This is a genomic window from Dactylosporangium sp. CA-139114 (assembly GCF_050955725.1).
Lineage (GTDB): Bacteria > Actinomycetota > Actinomycetes > Mycobacteriales > Micromonosporaceae > Dactylosporangium.
Window position 1 is genome coordinate 956,540 of sequence record NZ_CP192080.1, and the last position, 17,110, is coordinate 973,649.

Genomic DNA, 17,110 nt, shown 5'->3' on the forward strand with positions numbered 1-17,110 from the left:
CTAGTCCAGGGTGAAGTAGTCGGGGCCGCTGTAGTGGCCGGTGGCGAGCTTGGTGCGCTGCATGAGCAGGTCGTTGAGCAGCGTGGAGGCGCCGAAGCGGAACCGGTCCGGGTCGAGCCAGTCGGGCCCGGCGGTCTCGTTGACCATCACGAGGTACTTGATCGCGTCCTTGGCGGTCCGGATGCCCCCGGCCGGCTTGACGCCGATGACCCGCCCGGTCTCGGCCCGGAAGTCGCGCACCGCCTCGAGCATGACCAGCGTCACCGGCATGGTCGCCGCGGGCTGCACCTTGCCGGTGGAGGTCTTGATGAAGTCGGCGCCGGCCAGCATCGCCAGCCAGGAGGCGCGCCGCACGTTGTCGAGGGTGGCCAGCTCCCCGGTCTCGAGGATGACCTTGAGGTGGGCGTCCCCGCAGGCCTGCTTGACCGCCGCGATCTCGTCGTGGACCTCGGCGTAGCGGCCGGACAGGAACGCGCCGCGGGAGATCACCATGTCGATCTCGTCGGCCCCGTCGGCGACCGCCGCCCGGGTGTCGGCCAGCTTGACCGCGAGCGGGGCCTGGCCGGAGGGGAACGCGGTGGCGACGCTGGCCAGGTGGACCTTCGACCCGCGCAGGGCCTCGGCGGCGGTGGCGATCATGGCGGGGTACACGCAGATGGCGGCGGCGCTCGGACAGCTCGCGTCGGCCGGGTCGGGCCGCACCGCCTTGGCGCACAGGGCGCGCACCTTGCCCGGCGTGTCCGAGCCCTCCAGCGTGGTGAGGTCGACCATCCGGATCGCCAGGTCGAGCGCCTGGGCCTTGGCCGTGGTCTTGATCGATCGGGTGCCCAGCATCGCGGCGCGTTGCTCGGCGCCGACCTGGTCGACTCCCGGCAGGCCGTGCAGGAAGGTCCGCAGCGCGCCTTGTGAACGCGGCGTGACCTCGGCGGTGAGGCTCATGGGGAAAATACTAGGCTCTCGCCTCGTGGACGTACTCGTGGTGGATCACCCCCTGGCCAAGTCGCGGCTGACCGCGATGCGCGATGAGCGCACCGACAACGGCTCCTTCCGGGCCGCGCTGCACGAGCTCACGACGATGCTCGTGTACGAGGCGGCCCGCTCGTTCGCCACCGAGCAGTTCCCGGTCAAGACGCCGGTCGCGACGACCGAGGGCACCCGCCTGGCCAACCCGCCGCTGCTCGTGCCGGTGCTGCGGGCCGGGCTGGGCATGTCCGACGCCGCGCTGGCGCTGCTGCCGGAGTCGTCCATGGGGTTCGTGGGGCTGGCGCGCGACGAGCACACGTTCGAGCCGCGGGCCTACATGGAGTCGCTGCCCCGCGACCTGTCCGGCATCCCGGTGCTGGTCCTCGACCCGATGCTGGCCACCGGCGGCTCGCTGGAGCACTGCGTGCGGCTGCTGGTCGACCGCGGTGCGACCGACATCACGGTGCTGTGCGTGCTCGCGGCCCCGGCCGGCGTCGAGCGGCTGGCCAACTCCGGGCTGCCGATGCGCCTGGTCACCGCGGCGATCGACGAGCGGCTCAACGAGCGCAAGTTCATCGTCCCGGGCCTGGGCGACGCGGGCGACCGGCAGTTCGGCGGCATGCCGCGCTTCGGCGATTCTTAAAGACTTGCTTAAGAAAGGTCGCCGTAACGAGGGATTACGGCGGCCGTGCCCTTGAACGGGTGAACGGGTCCGGCCTTACGTTGGCCCGCGATGAGATACCGCAAGAAGCTCCTGATCGCGGCCACGATCCTGCTGGCCCTCGCCGGCTCCGGCGCGCTCGCCTCGGCGACGCTGCGGGAGCCGGTGGCGGGGTTGAGCGAGGCCGAGGCCAGCCAAGGGCTCCAGGCCCGCACGACGCCGAAGGCCGGCAACGGCGAGCACCGGCAGCGCCGCTGCGTCGTCGACACCAAGCTCGTGCCGAGCTGCGGGCTGCTGTGGGGCGTCGCGCCCGGCGCGTTCACGGACCTCTCGTCCGGCCAGGCCCTGCGCAACTTCGAGAGCACGACGGGCCGCCCGGCCGACATTCTGCACTCGTACCACCGCGGCGACGAGGTCTTCCCGACCGCCGACGAGATCGCCGCGGTACAGCAGCCGAGAAAACGCATCCTGTTCGCCAACTGGAAGGTCGCCTGGGGCACGACATGGGCGGACGTGGCCGCCGGCGGCGAGGACGCGCGCATCGACCGGGCGGCCGCGCGGTTCCGGTCGTTCCCCGGGACCATGTTCCTGGCGCTGCACCACGAGCCCGAGAACGACGTGCGCGCGGGCGGCGGGATGACGGCCCGCGACTATGCCGCGATGTTCCGCCACACCGTGCAGCGGCTGCGCGCCGACGGGGTGCGCAACGTCGTCTTCGTGCTCGTCTACATGGCCTACCAGCCGTGGTGCGAGAAGGACTGGTTCGCCGACCTGTACCCGGGCGACGACGTCGTGGACTGGATCGGCATGGACCCGTACCTGTTCGCCCGGCCCGGCGGCTACGGCTACGGCGACTTCTCGTACCTGGTCAACCACACGTCGAACCCGGCGGTCTGGCCCGGCTTCTACTCCTGGGTGACGCGGACGCACGGCAGCAAGCCGCTCATGGTCGCGGAGTGGGGCGTCTACGAGCACACCGCCGACCCGGCCCAGAAGGCCTGGATCTTCTCGACCGTCGCCCAGCAGATCGGGAGGTTCCCGGCGATCCGGGCGCTGGTCTACTTCGACTCGCCGAACGCGCCCAAGGGCGACACCCGCCCGGACTCGTCCCAGCCCGCGCTGAGCGAGTTCCGCAAGCTGGCCGAGTCCCAGGTCTTCTCCGTGACGCTCTAGCTATCGCAGGCCCAGCGCCTCCGCGGTCCGGGTGCGTAGGGCGACGAGAGCGGCGGCGGCCCGCTCCCGGGCCCCGGCGATGTCGCCGCCGGCGACGGGCTCGACGACCTCGAGATAGGCCTTCAGCTTCGGCTCGGTCCCGGACGGCCGGACCACGACCCGGCTGGTCCCGGCCCGCAGGATGAGCACGTCGGAGTCGGGCAGGCGGTCCTCGATCGAGGTCACCGGCTCGTCGAGCAGGTCGGCCGGCGGGTGGGACCGGATGGTGGCCATCATCGCCGTGATCTCGGCGAGGTCCTCGACGCGCACCGAGAGCTGGTCGGTGGCGTGCACCCCGTAGCGCAGGGCCAGCTCGTCCAGCCGGTCGCCGAGCGTGCGCAGCTCCGCCTTGAGCCCGGCGGCGAGCTCGCAGACCAGCAGGGCGGCGGTGATGCCGTCCTTGTCGCGCACCAGCTCGGGGGCGACGCAGTAGCCCAGCGCCTCCTCGTAGCCGTAGGCCAGATCGGCGCCGTCGATGCCGTCAGGGCCGGCCCGCACGATCCACTTGAAGCCGGTCAGCGTCTCGCCGTAGGGCAGGCCCCGGTCCGCGCACAGGCGGGACAGCAGGCTGGAGGAGACGATGGTGGTCGCGTAGCGGCCGCGCACCCCGCGGCGCATCAGGTGGTCGGCGAGCAGCACCCCGACCTCGTCGCCGCGCAGCTGCCGCCACTGCTCGCCGCTGCGGAAGGCGACCGCGCACCGGTCGGCGTCGGGGTCGTTGGCGATGGCGATGTCGGCGCCCTCCCGCGCGGCGAGCGCCAGCAGCAGGTCGGAGGCGCCGGGCTCCTCCGGGTTGGGGAAGGCCACGGTCGGGAAGTCGGGGTCGGGCTCGGCCTGCTCGGCGACGACGGACGGGGCCGGGTAGCCGGCCGCGGCGAGCGTGGCCTCGAAGACCTCGCGGCCGACGCCGTGCATGGGGGTGTAGGCCACGGCCAGGTCCCGCGGCACCTCCGGGTCGATCACCCCGACCGCCGCGTCGACGTATTCGCGCACGATCTGCTCGCCGAGCACCTCGCCGGGCGGGCCGAGCGGCACGTCGGCCAGCGGACCGACCTCGCGGATCGCGCGTTCGATCCCGGCGTCGGCGGGCGGGACGAGCTGGGCGCCGTCGTGGAGGTACACCTTGTAGCCGTTGTCCTGCGGAGGATTGTGGCTCGCGGTGACCATCACCCCCGCCACGGCGCCGTGGCGGCGCACGGCGAAGGCGAGCAGCGGGGTCGGCAGGGGCCGGGGCATGAGCAGCGCCCGGCGTCCGGCACCGGTCGCGACCCGGGCGGTCTCGACGGCGAAGGCGTGCGAGCCGTGCCGGGCGTCGTAGCCGATGACCAGCGGCCGGTCGTCGGGGCCGGCGGCCTGGGCGGCGAGCCAGCGCACCAGCCCGGCCGCGGCGCCGCGCACGACCGCGAGGTTCATCCCGTTGGGCCCGGCCCGCAACGGCCCGCGCAGGCCCGCGGTGCCGAAGCGCAGCGGGCCGGCGAACCGGTCCGCCAGCTCGGCCTCGTCGTCGAGCAGGGCCCGCAGCTCGTCCTGGCTCGCCGGATCGGGGTCGTCGGCGAGCCAGGCTTCAGCCGCGGAGCGCAGGGATGCGGTCATCTGCCTTTCATAACATGCGTCAGCCGCCGGTCGGCGGCGTCAGCTTGAAGGAGTTGACCATCGCGTCGAAGATCGTCTTGCTCTCGGCGAACCGGGCGTCGGGGACGGTCACGAAGAAGTGGTACGCCTTGCCGTTGGCCACCACGGCGTCCCAGAGCGCGTGGCGCAGGTGGTCGCCGGATCCGCAGGTGTACTCCAGCACCGCCGACGCCTGCCCGTCGAGCTTGGCGTCGGTGAGATCGACCCGCGCATAGGGGCTCTCGCAGCTGCCCGGCGTGGACTTGAGCCGGCTCTCGGCCGCCTCCAGGAAGGCGCGCGGGGCGGCCGACGTCTTGTCGATGTTGACCCGGATGCGCCGGTTGGCGTCGGCCGGGTCGGTGATGTCGAAATACGGCGCGGCGGCCGTGCCCAGCTTGGTGACCTTCCAGCCCTTGGGCACGCTGACCGTGATGCCGCCCGGGTGGGTGAACGGCTCCACCGCGAACGCCGGCCCGGCCGGGGCGCTGGAGCCGCCCGCGTTGGGCAGCCCGTTCTTGCCGCCGTCGTCGCCGGAGAACAGCCCGGCCGCGGCCCCGATGCCGAGGAAGAGCACGAGCGCCAGCCCGGCCGCGATCCCGGCCTTGGCCAGGGTCGGCAGCGCCTTGACCTTCGCCACGAGGCCGGCGCCGCCGCCGAAGGTCCTGCCGGGGCCGGGCGGCGTGGCCGTGGTCGGGCCCTGAGCCCAGTCGTCCTGGGCGTATTCGGGCGCATACGCGTTGTAGGCGTCGGCCCCGGTGCGCTCCAGCTCGGCGTCGTGCCGGGGCCCGCTCGGGGCGGGCGCGCCCGACTGCATCCGCCGCATCGCGCCGCTGACGGTCTCGCCGGGGGCCATCATCGCCCGCCCGCCGATCTGGCCGGTCGGCTGCTGCGGGTGGACCATCGTGGGCTGGTGGGTCGGGCGGACCACCGCGTAGGGGTCGGTCATGTGCGCCGGCGCGTTGCTGGCCAGCGGGCCGGCGAGCAGGTCACGCAGCACGGCGCGGGCCGTCTCGACGTTCCAGCGGCGGGCCGGGTCCTTCTCCAGCAGCCCGTAGAGCACCCCGGCCAGCGGCCCGGCGCGCATGGACTGCGCCGGCGGCTCCTCCACGACGGCCCGCATCGTCTCGAACGGGTCGCGCTTGTCGAACGGCGGGCGGCCCTCGACGGCCGTGTACAGCGTGACGCCGAGCGAGAACAGGTCGCTCGGGGGCCCGAACTTGGCCCCGATGGCGCGCTCGGGCGAGATGAAGTGCGGCGAGCCCAGCACCATGCCGGGCGTCGTGAGCTCGCTGTCGGTGGGCATGCGGGCCACGCCGAAGTCGGTGAGCACGCAGCGGCCGTCGCCGCAGATGAGCACGTTGGCCGGCTTCACGTCGCGGTGCAGCACCCCGGCGGCGTGGGCCACCTCGAGCGCGCCGAGCAGCGCGATGCCGATCTTGGCGACCGCCCGGGCCGCGAGCGGGCCGTCCTCGACGATCATCTCGGCGAGGCTGCGCGCCTGGAGCAGCTCCATGACGATCCACGGGCGGCCGGCCTCGGTCACGACGTCGTACACCTGCACGACCGACGGGTGCGACAGCGCGGCGGCGGCGCGGGCCTCACGCAAGGTCCGCTGATACATCGAGTCGCGGTCGCTCGGGGCGAGACCCGGAGGGAGGATCACCTCCTTGACCGCCACGTCACGGCGCAGCAGCGTGTCACTCGCGCGCCAGACGGTGCCCATGCCGCCGTGTCCGATGGCGGTGCGCAGGGCGTAGCGTCCGCCGATCACGACTCCGGGCGCGGCGCGCTGCCCCGGCACCGGGGGCGCGGTCGAGCCTGGCTCGCGTGGTTCGCGGGCGGGTCCGTTGGAGGGGGAGTCGGAGCCGTGCGCAGGTTCGCGCCCGGCTCCGGCCGAGGCCAGAGCACCGGTGGGTGGCAGGGGCTCGCCATGCCACGTCGGAAGCTGAGTCACAGGCAGTTAACCGTCATGGGGAGGGGGAAGGTTGACTTCTCGCCCCACTATCTTGCTTGCTCTCGCCCGTCGAAGAAAGGTGGGGTCCGGTCCTTCACCGTACCGTGACCCGCGGACAACCGACCGTGCCGATCATGTCGCCCTGCGGACGGTCGCAGGATTGAAATCGTGCATCCGGGGAACCTGGACAGGCGGATGGAGCGTCTACGCAGGAGACGGAAACCATTCGGGAACACCGGCGACTCGGCTTTGCTGGATTCTTGATCTCGCCTGCCGATGGACGGACGAGGGGTGCGTCGCCGGCCGTGTGGTCCGTGCCACCCTGCGACGTCTTCCGTCACTGTGTGTTGAACCGTGGCGACGCAGGTCGCGGAACCCAGTGCGGAAACTTATTCGCGACACCGCGTGACCGTAACGGTGGTCGCGCGTTAGAGAGGATGAGGTGACGCCTGCAGTTTCGCGCCTTTAGCTGCGGTTAAGTGACGCTCAGCTATACCGGCATCACGAGAATGATGTTGCGCTGCGTCACCTTCACCCGGTTAGTCTGTCCATGGCACGCACGGGGCGGGCCGCTCCATGAGACCGAAATAGAGAACTCACCGTGACGAGAGCGCTGACGTTGACCGAAGCCGCCGCTGCGGCGCGCCCGGTCGGCAAGTTGACGTCGTCGAGGGCCGAGCGTCTTTCCGATGGCTGGCCCGAGACCCCACCCGGGGCCGATCCGCTGCCCGGACAGCTCGACCGCTGGCTCGCCTCGCGGGGCGCCGAGCTGGTGGCCATCCGACGTCACATCCACGCGCACCCCGAGCTGTCCGGCCAGGAGTTCGAGACGGCCGCGCTCGTCGCCCGCGAGCTGACCCGGGCCGGTCTGTCGCCCCGCCTGCTGCCCAAGGGCAACGGCGTCATGTGCGACATCGGACACGGCGAGCGCGTCATCGCGCTGCGGGCCGACCTCGACGCGCTGCCGCTGCCGGACACCAAGGACGTGCCCTACCGCTCGACGGTCGACAACGTCTGCCACGCCTGCGGCCACGACGTGCACACGACGATCCTGCTCGGCGTCGGCCTGGCGCTGGCCCAGCTGGCCGAGCGTGGCGAGCTGCCCGGGCGGGTCCGGCTGCTGTTCCAGCCGGCCGAGGAGACGATGCCGTCCGGCGCCCCCGAGGTCATCGCGGCCGGCGCGCTCAAGGACGTCGTGGCCATCTTCGCGCTGCACTGCGCGCCCCACCTGCCCGTCGGCCTGGTCGGCGTGCGCTCCGGGCCGTTCACCGCGGCCGCGGACAAGATCGAGGTCCGGCTGACCGGCCGCGGCGGGCACACCGCCCGCCCGCACCTGACCGCCGACCTGGTGCACGCCCTCGGCCGCATCCTCGTCGACGTGCCGTCGCTGCTGGACCGCAAGCTCGACGCGCGGGCCGGGGTGTCGATGGTGTGGGGCGCGGTGCGGGCCGGCGAGGCCGCCAACGCCATCCCGATCGAGGGCATGGCCCGGGGCACGATCCGCGTGCTCAGCCGCGAGGCCTGGCAGGAAGTGCCGGAGCTGGTCACCAAGCTCGTCCACGACGTCATCGCGCCGACCGGGGCCGACGTCGAGGTGACGTACACCCGCGGCGTCCCGCCCGTGGTCAACGACCGGCTCGCCACCGCGATCATCGCGGGCGCGGCCGGCGCGGCGCTCGGGCCGGACCGCGTGGTCGAGGCCGAGATCAGCATGGGCGGCGAGGACTTCGCGTTCTACCTGGAGAACGTCCCCGGCTCGATGATCCGGCTCGGCACCGGCATCCCGGGCTCGGAGGCGAAGTTCGACATCCATCAGTCCGCGTTCGACGTCGACGAGCGGGCGATCGGCCACGGCGTGCGGATCATGGTGCACACCGCGCTCGCGGCGCTGAGCGCAGGAGCGTTCTAGCAAGGTTTCGGACAGCGAAGGTCGTCCACGTCTGGTACCACACAGGCGTGGTCACCGAGCTGCGCGTGCACGGCGTCACCGGCTCCCCGGCCGAGGACGTGCTGGACCGGCCCCTGCTGCGCCGGGTCGCCGGGGACACCGACGCGGGCTTCTTCCGCCCGCGGGCCGAATACGGCGCCGTCACCGGGCCCGGCGGCGCCACGCTGGAGGCCTACCGCTGGGGCAACCTGACCGCCGGCGCCGCCGCCCGGGCGCTCTGGCTGCTGTTGCTGCCGTTCATGTTCGCCAACGTCGCGCTGTGGCTGCGGCCCGCGACCCGGCCCGGCCCCCGGGCCGCGATCCGGGCCCTGGTGCGCGTCTACGCGCTGTCGATGACCGCCTCCTTCGTGCTGTCGTTCGTCGAGGTCGCCGTCGACCTCGTGGGCTGGCAGTGCGCGAGCCTGCCGCGCTGCCTGCGGGGCCGGGGCTATCTGGCGCTCTTCGCCGACGGGTTCTTCGCCACCCCGAGCCGCCGCCTCGCGCTGGCCGCGCTCGGGCCGGTGCTCGCCATCGCGTTGCTGTGGTTCCTGGGGCGGCGCACGTGGGCGCGGTACGAGGCCTTCCCCGCCCAGACCGAGGGCGACGGCGACGGGCTGGCCCACCCGTGCTTCTGGAACGGCAAGCCGCTCGTCGGCCGGCTCCGCTGCCTGCACATCGCGTTCGCGTTCGCCACGCTGGACGCGATCCTGCTGGGCAACCTCCTGCCGCACGGCTGGCCCGGCCCCGGCCTCGCGCTCGCCGCGCTGACCGGCCTCGTTCTCGTGCTGTGCGTGCTCGCGGTGGCCGTGCGGGCCGTGGTCGACCGCGACAACCCGGCCCCGTGGGCGACGCCCGGCACCCGGTTGCTGAGCCACGCCGCCGTCGCCCTCACCGCGCTCGTGCTCGGCTACGCCCTGCTGCCCCGCGACCCGTGGACGGCCGGCGGCCGCCTGCCGGTGCTCGGGGGCACCATCACCGGGCTGTTCGCGGCGCAGGTCCTGCTCATGCTCGTGCTCGGCGCCGTGGTGCTGGCCAGCCGCCCGCGCGGCACGTTCCTGCAAGGGCTGGCCGGGCCGCTCATCGCCAGCGCCGGGCTCGGCGTCGCGGCCGCGTTCTCGGCCGGCCTGGCCTACCGGGCCGCGGACTTCCTCGACCGCCGCTCCCGCCCGTCGTCGGCCGACTACGCCGCCTGGCAGCCGCTGCAGCCGCCGCCCGCCTACGAGTGGGCCGCGGCCGGGTTCGTGCTGCTGCTCGTGCTCACCGTCGCGGTGGCCCTGGCCGGTGGGCTTCCGCTCGTGCGGCGGCTGCGGCGGCACGCCCGCGTCGTCACCGACGCCGACTTCCGCGGCGGGCGCGAGCGGGACGCGGCCCGGGCCCGGCACATCGACCGCGCCGTCGCCGACGCGCTCGTGACCGACCACATCGGACGGTTGCTCGTGTGGGTGTTCATCCCGGCGGCGCTGGCGGCCGTGGTCGCGACCGGCTTCGCGATCGCCGGGCGCCGCCCGATCGCGCTGGCGCCGTCGGGCTCGCCGACCGCCGAGGTGATCTCCTTCGCGGTCAACCTCGGCACCTACCTCATCGGCCTGTCCGCGCTCGCGCTCGTGCTCGTCGGCGTGCTCGCCTACCGCTACCAGCGCTTCCGGCGGATCGTCGGCGTGCTGTGGGACCTGGGCACCTTCTGGCCCCGCGCCGCCCACCCGCTCGCCCCGCCCTGCTACGCCGAGCGCGCGGTGCCGGAGCTGGCCCAGCGGGGCGCCTGGCTCGCCGCCGAGCAGGGCGGCGTGATCCTCTCCGGGCACAGCCAGGGCAGCGTGCTCGCGGCCGCGACGGTGCTGCAGATGCCGCCCGAGGCGCGGGCGCGCACGGCCCTGCTGACCTACGGCTCGCCGTTGCGCCGGCTGTACGCGCGGTTCTTCCCCGCCTACCTCAGCGACGAGGTCCTGGAGCAGGTCGGCGCGGTGCTCGCCCGGCCCGGGGCGCCCGGGCCGGGCGAGCACACCCCCCGTTGGGTCAACCTGTGGCGCGACACCGACCCCATCGGCGGGCCGGTGGGGTCGCCGACGGCGCGCGACGTGCGCCTCGTCGATCCGCCGGGCTTCGCGGTTGCGCCCGGCGACACGGTGTTCCCCAAGGTCGACGGCCACTCCGGCTATCAGCTGCGGCCGGAGTTCGGTGCGGTGGTCAGTGCGCTCGTGGCGGATCTGGCTCCGCGTCGTCCCGCGGTGCCGCCTCAGCCGGCGGCGCGGGCCGCGGGTCCGGAGCCGGAGCCGGAGCCGGGTCCGCGGGAGCCGGAGCCGCGGGAGCCGGAGCCGGTTTCGCGGCCGCGGGAGCCGGAGCCGGTGAGGTCGGACGCGGAGCCGGCGGCATCGGCGGCGCCGGACGAGGATGCGGATACATAGGCGCCGGGCCGGCCGGCACGGCCACCGGGGCCCGCGGCGCCCGCGGGTGCGTGCGGCGGTAGCGCCCGGTGAGCCAGACGACCAGCCAGATCGGCACGCCGAGGAAGAGCAGCCAGGGCAGCAGCCACCCGAAGATCGTCAGTGCCACCCGCAGCGACGCCGTGAACGCGTCCCAGCCGTGGCGCAGCCCGACCAGGATGCCGGTGTCCTCTTCGGACACCGCGGGCGCCTCCGGGCCCTGCAGCACCAGCGTGATGGTCGACAGCGAGGTCAGCCCGGCCAGCTTGCGCTTGCGGGACTGCAGCGACTCGAGGTCGGACTCGCGCCGGGACAGCTCCGACTCCAGGGTCGTGATCTCGCCGATCGTCTGCGCCTTGGCCAGCAGCGCCCGGATGCGCTCGACGCTGGCCTGGGCGGTGGCGATCCGCGACTCCACGTCGACGACCTGGTCGGTCACGTCCTGCGCGGAGACCTGCCGGCTCTTCTCGTCGCCGACGCTCTTGAGCTGATCGAGCGTGGCCTGGAATTTCTCGGCCGGCACCCGCAGCGTGATGGTGGCGGTCGAGCTCTGCCCGTCGATGCGCCGGTTGTCGCCGCCGACGAACCCGCCCGCGCCGGTGGCGAACGCGATCGCCTGCGCGGCGGCGGCGTTGACGTCCTTGACCTCGACCGTCATCGTGCCCGCGTAGATGATCGAGCGGTTGAGGGTGTCGAGGTTGTCCGGGGCCTTCTGCCCGCTCTGTGCCTGGCCCTGGTCGGCCTGGTCGGCCTTGCCGCCCGCGCCCGCGGCGCCCTCCTGCCGCGGCGCCGCCGCGGGCCCCGCCGCCTCCTTGTTGCCGCCGCTGGCCGGTGTGTCGCTCGCGCCGGAGCCGCACCCGCTCAGCGCGAGGACCAACGCGCCGGCGGCCGCCGCGAGGAACACGGTCGTGCGCCTGACTGACATGACGCCTCCTGGGTAGGGTCCGGTGGGGGTTGCGCCGGTCCGACGCGGGGCGGGGTGGGTGCGTTCCACCCCCGCGGGTCACAGTTCTGCCACGAGAGGGTCAACGGATGCGCATCACGAAGTACACGCACGCCTGCCTTCGCCTCGAGCACAGCGGCGGGGTGCTGGTGATCGACCCGGGGGTGTTCAGCGAGGCGGAGGCCCTCGACGGCGCCGACGCGGTGCTCATCACCCACGAGCACATGGACCACGTGGACCTGGACAAGCTGCGCGCCGCCGCGGCCCAGCAGCCCGAGCTGACCGTGCACACCCACCCCGACGTCGAGGCGCAGCTGACCGACCTCGACGCCGACGTCTTCGCGGTCAACCCGGGCGACATCTTCGTCGCGGCCGGGATGACCGTGCGCGCGCACGGCGGGCAGCACGCGATCATCCACGCCGACATCCCGCGGATCGTCAACCTCGGCTTCGTCATCGACGCCCCAGACGGCCCGATCTACCACCCGGGCGACTCGTTCCACGTGCCCGACGAGGAGATCGCGACGCTGTTCGTGCCCGTCTCGGCGCCGTGGCTCAAGCTCGCCGAGGCGATCGACTTCACCCGGGCGGTCGCGCCGGAGCGCGCCTTCGCCCTGCACGACAGCCTGCTCGTGGACGCCGGCCAGCAGATGGTCACCGGCCACATGACGCGCCTGTCCGGCACCCACTACACGCGCCTGGAACCGGGCACGACCATCTAGCGTTGCAGTCATGGCAGACGCCCTCGCCGCCGTCACGGCCCGGCTGTACTCGGCCCCGCCGGAGGACTTCATCGCGCTGCGCGGCGAGGAGGTCGCCAAGGCCCGCTCGGCCCGCGACACCGCCCTGGCCGCGGCGATCGGCAAGCTGCGCAAGCCCACCGTCGCCGCCTGGCTGGTGAACCGGCTCGCCCACGAGCGCCCCGACCTCGTCGCGCAGCTGCTGGAGCTGGCCGAAGAGCTGCGCGCCGCCCAGCGCGAGCTGCGCGGGGCCGACCTGCGCGAGCTCTCGGTGCGCCGGCGCGGCACGGTCTCGGCCCTGGCCCGCGAGGCGGTCAGGCTCGCCGGCCGCGGCTCGGCCGGCAACCTGCCGGTCGCCGAGGTGGAGGCGACCCTCGCCGCGGCGCTGGCCGACGCCGAGGTGGCCGCCGAGGTGCGGGCGGGGCGGCTGACCAAGGCGCTGGAGTACACCGGCTTCGGCGAGACCCCGCGCCCCAACCTGCGGCTCGTGCGGGGCGGCCCCGCTCCTGCGGCGGCGACCGTCACGCCGATGCGCGCCGTGCCCGACGAGCCGTCGACGGCGACCGTCACCCCCGTGCGCTCCGCGCCCGACGCGAGCGAGCGGGAGCGGCGGGCCGAGGCCCGGCGGCGCGAGGAGGAGCGGCGGCGGGCCGAGGAGGAGCACGCCCGGCTGAAGAAGCAGGCGCGGCGGGAGCTGATGACCGCCCTGCAGCAGGTCGCCGACGCCGAGAACGCCAAGGCCGAGGCCGAACGGGCGGTGGCCGCCGCCGACAAGGCCATCCAGCAGGCCGAGAAGCGGGTGAAGATCGCCCAGGACGCCCTGGCCGACCTCGGCTGAGCCCTGGCCGAGTCGTTCGTCCCTCGCCACACACGGTCAGTACCCGAACGAGTGCCTTCACCGTGATCCATGCGGGGAGGCAGAATGACCGGGATGACTCCCGAGCAGGCGGCCGCCGCGGCGAAGCAGGCGGTGCTGGTGCTGGGCGGCGCCTTCAGCGACGATCCCAAGACCATGCGCCGCGCCCGTCAGATCGGCCTGACCGGCTGGGCCTTCTACGTGGCCGGACGCGGCGGCGCCCTGGGCGAGGTGCGCGCCGACACGGTCGCCGCGGCGCTGGGCTTCATCGCGCCCGAGGCGGTGCAGGACGGCTGGGACGCGGCCCGCAAGATCGCCCCGCCGGAGCAGATCGCCGCCGACAACCTCGACGAGTGCTGCCGCTGGGGCCGCGAGCACCTGGAGAGCTTCTACGCGCTGCCCAAGCTCGTCGAGCTGGCCGAGCGGGTGGTGGTCAGCGCCGAGACCGCGGGCATGCCCCTCTTCGCCGCCTGGCGCGCCATGCCGCTGCCGGACGACTCGCCGGGCGCCCGGGCCGCCGTGCTGGCCCATCTGCTGCGCGAGCACCGCGGGGCGGCCCACCTGCTGGCGATCCGGGCCAGCGGGCTCACCCCGCTGGAGGCGATCATCTCCGGCCCGGAGGGCGAGGCCGAGGCGACCGCGTTCGGGTGGCAGCCGCCCTACCCGCCGTTCGAGCCGCTGGTGCGCCGCCGCAGCTGGGCCGAGGCGCTGACCGACCGGATCGCGGGGGAGGCGTTCAGGTCGCTGTCACCGGCCGAGCGCGCCGAGCTGGTGAACCTGCTCGACGCGGCCGTGCAGTCCGTCAAGGAAGCCCTCCCGGGCTAGGTTGCTGCGATGGACCTGGGTCTGCCGGGATGGACCGTTCGCGGGTGTGCGCTGCGTGACGTGGCCGCGATCCTGGCCGTGACCAGAGCGAGCGACATCGCGTCCCTCGGGGAGCCGGACTGGACCGAGGAGGAGGTCGTCGCGACCCTCACCGCGCCGCACCTGGACCCGGCCACCGACGCCTGGCTGGCGTTCGGGCCGGACGGGACCGCCCTGGCGTGGGCGTACGTCGACAACCCCGAACGCGGCCCGCGCGACAACGTGGAGGTCTACGCGGTGCCGCCGGACGGCTGGCCCGCCTTCGGCCCGCTGCTGGACCTGGCCCTGGCCCGGGTGGCCGAGCGCGGCGCCGAGGTCGTGCGCGCCGGGGTGGTGCCGGGCGAGGCCGCCTACGTCGAGGCGCTCACCGCCCGCGGCTTCGCCTTCCGCAAGCGTCACGCCCGGATGACCCGTGTGCTGACCGGCGAGGAGCGGCCGCCCGAGCCCCGCTTCGGGGTGCGGGTCGTGCGCGACGCGGAGCTGCCCCGCTTCCACGAGGTGCTGCAGACCGCCTTCGCCGACACGCCCGGCTTCGTGCCCACCTCCTACGCGCACTGGCGGGCCGCCCTGGCCGCGCTGCCGTCGGTGAGCTGGGACGAGTGGCTCGTGGCCGAGGCCGGCGGCGCGATCGTGGGCGTGCTGCAGTCCGCGGACCAGGGCGTCGAGCGGGGCGAGGGCTGGGTGAAGAACCTGGCCGTGCTGCGCGGGCACCGCGGGACCGGGATCGGCGGCGCGCTGCTGCGGGCGGCCTTCGCGATCTACGCGGCGAAGGGGCGCACGACGGCCGGGCTCGGCGTCGACCTCACCAACCCGACCGGGGCGTACCACCTCTACACGAACGCGGGGATGACCGTGGCCTTCGCCGCCGACATGTACGAGCGGAGCCGCTAGGGCATCGCGGTCTTCGTCGGGCGGGCGCGCAGGGCCTCGAGGTAGTCGGCCGGGGCTCCCGCCTTCGCGGCGGCGTTGGCGATCTCGGCGAGGTACCACGCGGTGGGCAGCCCGCCCTCGTAGCCGTTGAACACGTAGACCCACGCGGTCTCCTCGCCGTCGAGGGTGGCCACGCGCAGGTGGAGCTTGCGATACGTGCCGGCGAGCGCGCCCTCGACCTCGTCGAGCTGCTTCTCGTCGTTGGGGTGCACGTCGTACAGCGCCACGAAGACCCGGTCGCCCGGCGACTCGACGATCGTGGTGACCGAGCCCTCCCAGCCGAGGACGTCCTCCCCGGCGAAGGTCAGCCGCCAGCCCTCGAGCCAGCCGGTCCCGATCATCGGCGAATACGGACAGTAGGCCCGCATGCGGGCAGGGTCCAGGTTCGAGCCATACGCGGCGTAATGACGCACGGCGATGACGATAAACCCGACCGGGTACGCGAGAGAATACTGCTGAGCGTGTCGGATTCAGATCCACTCGTCGGCGCGCCATGGGCCGAGCGGGTGGCCCGGCGGCGCAGCGTTGCCCCCGCGGGGGAGAATGGCATCAGAAGAGCCGAGGAGGGGTGGCTGGCGTGGGCCGGATCGTGATCATCGGAGGTGGCCCGGCGGGCTACGAGGCGGCCCTGGTCGCCGCGCAGCTGGACGCCCAGGTGACCGTGATCGAGGCCGAGGGCGCCGGTGGCGCCTGCGTGCTGCACGACTGTGTGCCCAGCAAGACCTTCATCGCCAGCTCGTCGGTGGTCACCGCGCACCTGGACACGGAGGCGTTCGGGGTCATCGGCCCCGAGGGGCCCGACGTGCGGGTGGACGGTCCGGCGGTGCACCAGCGGGTGAAGCGGCTCGCCCACGCGCAGTCCGGTGACATCCACGCCAAGCTCCTCAAGGCCGGTGTGGAGTTCGTCACGGGCACGGCGCGCCTCGGAGAGGACACGCTCGGTCACACTCACGCCGTGCGGGTGACGCCGGCCGACGGTGACGCTCCGTATGTGATCGCCGCCTCGACGGTGCTGATCGCCACCGGCGCCACCCCGCGGGTGCTGCCGTCCGCGGCGCCGGACGGGGAGCGGATCCTCGACTGGCGCCAGGTCTACGACCTGCCCCAGCTGCCCGAGAAGCTCATCGTGGTCGGCTCCGGCGTGACCGGCGCCGAGTTCGCCTCCGCCTACCTGGCCATGGGCGTCGACGTGACGCTCGTCTCCAGCCGCGACCGGGTCATGCCGCACGAGGACCCCGACGCCGCCATGGCGATCGAGCGGGTCTTCCGGACCCGGGGCATGACGATCCTCAACAACTCCCGCGCCTCCGCCGCGCGCCGCACCGCCGGCGGGGTCGAGGTCGAGCTGGCCGACGGGCGGGTCGTCGAGGGCTCCCACGTGCTCATGTGTGTGGGTTCGGTACCGCAGACGGCCTCGCTCGGCCTCGCGGAGTACGGCGTGGAGGTGGCGCCGGGCGGATACGTCACCGTCGACCGGGTCTCGCGCACCAACGTGCCCGGGATCTACGCGGCCGGCGACTGCACCGGCCTGCTGCCCCTCGCGAGTGTCGCCGCCATGCAGGGCCGGATCGCGATGTGGCACGCGCTCGGCGAGGCGGTCGCCCCGCTGAAGCTGCGCACGGTCGCCGCGAACGTGTTCACCGACCCGGAGCTCGCGTCGGTCGGCATCACCCAGTCCGACATCGACAGCGGCCGGGTGCCGGCCCGCGCGGTGATGCTGCCCCTGGGCGGCAACGCCCGGGCCAAGATGGACGGGCTCGACGACGGCTTCGTGAAGATCTTCTGCCGCCCGGCCTCCGGCCTGGTGGTCGGCGGTGTCGTGGTCGCCCCGAAGGCCAGCGAGCTGATCATGCCGATCGCGATGGCGGTGGAGAACCACCTCAGCGTCGACCAGCTGGCCCACACGATCACGATCTACCCGTCGATCTCGGGCTCGATCGCGGAGGCCGCGCGCCAGCTCATGCAGCACGACGACGACTGAGCCCGGACCTGTGCGGCCGAGCACCGTCCGCTGGATCGGGGGTGACCG

The 17,110-nt window shown here is 73.7% G+C and carries 13 protein-coding genes; 8 read left to right on the forward strand and 5 right to left on the reverse strand.

Features of this window, described 5'->3' with window-relative positions:
- Positions 1–939 (reverse strand): deoxyribose-phosphate aldolase, encoded by a 939-nt coding sequence (gene deoC / locus ACQP2P_RS04395; protein WP_433613515.1) that lies wholly within the window; start codon positions 937–939, stop codon positions 1–3.
- A 25-nt stretch (positions 940–964) separates the two neighbouring features.
- Here deoC and upp point away from each other — a divergent pair, with 25 nt between their 5' ends.
- Both upp and ACQP2P_RS04405 read left to right on the forward strand, forming a co-directional pair.
- Positions 965–1,606: a uracil phosphoribosyltransferase gene (upp, locus tag ACQP2P_RS04400; protein ID WP_433613517.1), complete on the forward strand. Its 642-nt coding sequence runs from the start codon at positions 965–967 to the stop codon at positions 1,604–1,606.
- 90 nt (positions 1,607–1,696) lie between these two features.
- Positions 1,697–2,797: a glycoside hydrolase family 26 protein gene (locus ACQP2P_RS04405; protein ID WP_433613519.1), complete on the forward strand. Its 1,101-nt coding sequence runs from the start codon at positions 1,697–1,699 to the stop codon at positions 2,795–2,797.
- Here ACQP2P_RS04405 and ACQP2P_RS04410 read toward each other — a convergent pair whose 3' ends face one another.
- Both ACQP2P_RS04410 and ACQP2P_RS04415 read right to left on the reverse strand, forming a co-directional pair.
- Entirely contained in the window at positions 2,798–4,429 is a 1,632-nt protein-coding gene (locus ACQP2P_RS04410) for a phospho-sugar mutase (RefSeq protein WP_433613521.1), read from the reverse strand.
- Positions 4,430–4,448: 19 nt separating this feature from the next.
- Positions 4,449–6,170 carry a serine/threonine-protein kinase gene (locus ACQP2P_RS04415; RefSeq protein WP_433618966.1) on the reverse strand — a complete coding sequence of 574 codons (1,722 nt, stop codon included), beginning with the start codon at positions 6,168–6,170 and terminating at the stop codon, positions 4,449–4,451.
- A gap of 850 nt (positions 6,171–7,020) precedes the next feature.
- Between ACQP2P_RS04415 and ACQP2P_RS04420 the strand changes: the two genes are divergently transcribed.
- The gene (locus tag ACQP2P_RS04420; RefSeq protein ID WP_433618967.1) at positions 7,021–8,310 is read left to right on the forward strand and encodes an amidohydrolase; all 1,290 of its coding nucleotides are present in this window, start codon (positions 7,021–7,023) and stop codon (positions 8,308–8,310) included.
- Positions 8,311–10,512: 2,202 nt separating this feature from the next.
- Here the strand turns inward: ACQP2P_RS04420 and ACQP2P_RS04425 are convergent.
- Entirely contained in the window at positions 10,513–11,673 is a 1,161-nt protein-coding gene (locus tag ACQP2P_RS04425; protein WP_433613523.1) for a DUF4349 domain-containing protein, read from the reverse strand.
- 107 nt (positions 11,674–11,780) lie between these two features.
- Between ACQP2P_RS04425 and ACQP2P_RS04430 the strand changes: the two genes are divergently transcribed.
- The 4 genes from ACQP2P_RS04430 to ACQP2P_RS04445 all read left to right on the forward strand — a co-directional run bounded on the left by ACQP2P_RS04430 (position 11,781) and on the right by ACQP2P_RS04445 (position 15,042).
- Entirely contained in the window at positions 11,781–12,413 is a 633-nt protein-coding gene (locus tag ACQP2P_RS04430; RefSeq protein WP_433613525.1) for an MBL fold metallo-hydrolase, read from the forward strand.
- A gap of 10 nt (positions 12,414–12,423) precedes the next feature.
- Positions 12,424–13,269, forward strand: a complete 846-nt coding sequence (locus ACQP2P_RS04435; RefSeq protein WP_433613527.1) for a hypothetical protein — start codon at positions 12,424–12,426, stop codon at positions 13,267–13,269.
- Positions 13,270–13,362: 93 nt separating this feature from the next.
- Complete coding sequence (locus ACQP2P_RS04440) at positions 13,363–14,112, forward strand: SCO6745 family protein (protein WP_433613529.1); 750 nt, start codon at positions 13,363–13,365, stop codon at positions 14,110–14,112.
- Positions 14,113–14,121: 9 nt separating this feature from the next.
- Positions 14,122–15,042 carry a GNAT family N-acetyltransferase gene (locus tag ACQP2P_RS04445; protein ID WP_433613531.1) on the forward strand — a complete coding sequence of 307 codons (921 nt, stop codon included), beginning with the start codon at positions 14,122–14,124 and terminating at the stop codon, positions 15,040–15,042.
- On the opposite strand, the gene ACQP2P_RS04450 is transcribed toward ACQP2P_RS04445, so the two are convergent.
- The gene (locus ACQP2P_RS04450) at positions 15,039–15,494 is read right to left on the reverse strand and encodes a gamma-glutamylcyclotransferase family protein (RefSeq protein WP_344616602.1); all 456 of its coding nucleotides are present in this window, start codon (positions 15,492–15,494) and stop codon (positions 15,039–15,041) included. The two genes, ACQP2P_RS04445 and ACQP2P_RS04450, sit on opposite strands and share 4 nt — an antisense overlap.
- 164 nt (positions 15,495–15,658) lie before the next feature.
- Between ACQP2P_RS04450 and ACQP2P_RS04455 the strand changes: the two genes are divergently transcribed.
- Positions 15,659–17,062, forward strand: coding sequence for an NAD(P)H-quinone dehydrogenase (locus tag ACQP2P_RS04455; RefSeq protein WP_433613534.1), 1,404 nt, complete (start codon positions 15,659–15,661; stop codon positions 17,060–17,062).
- Positions 17,063–17,110: the final 48 nt, after the last annotated feature.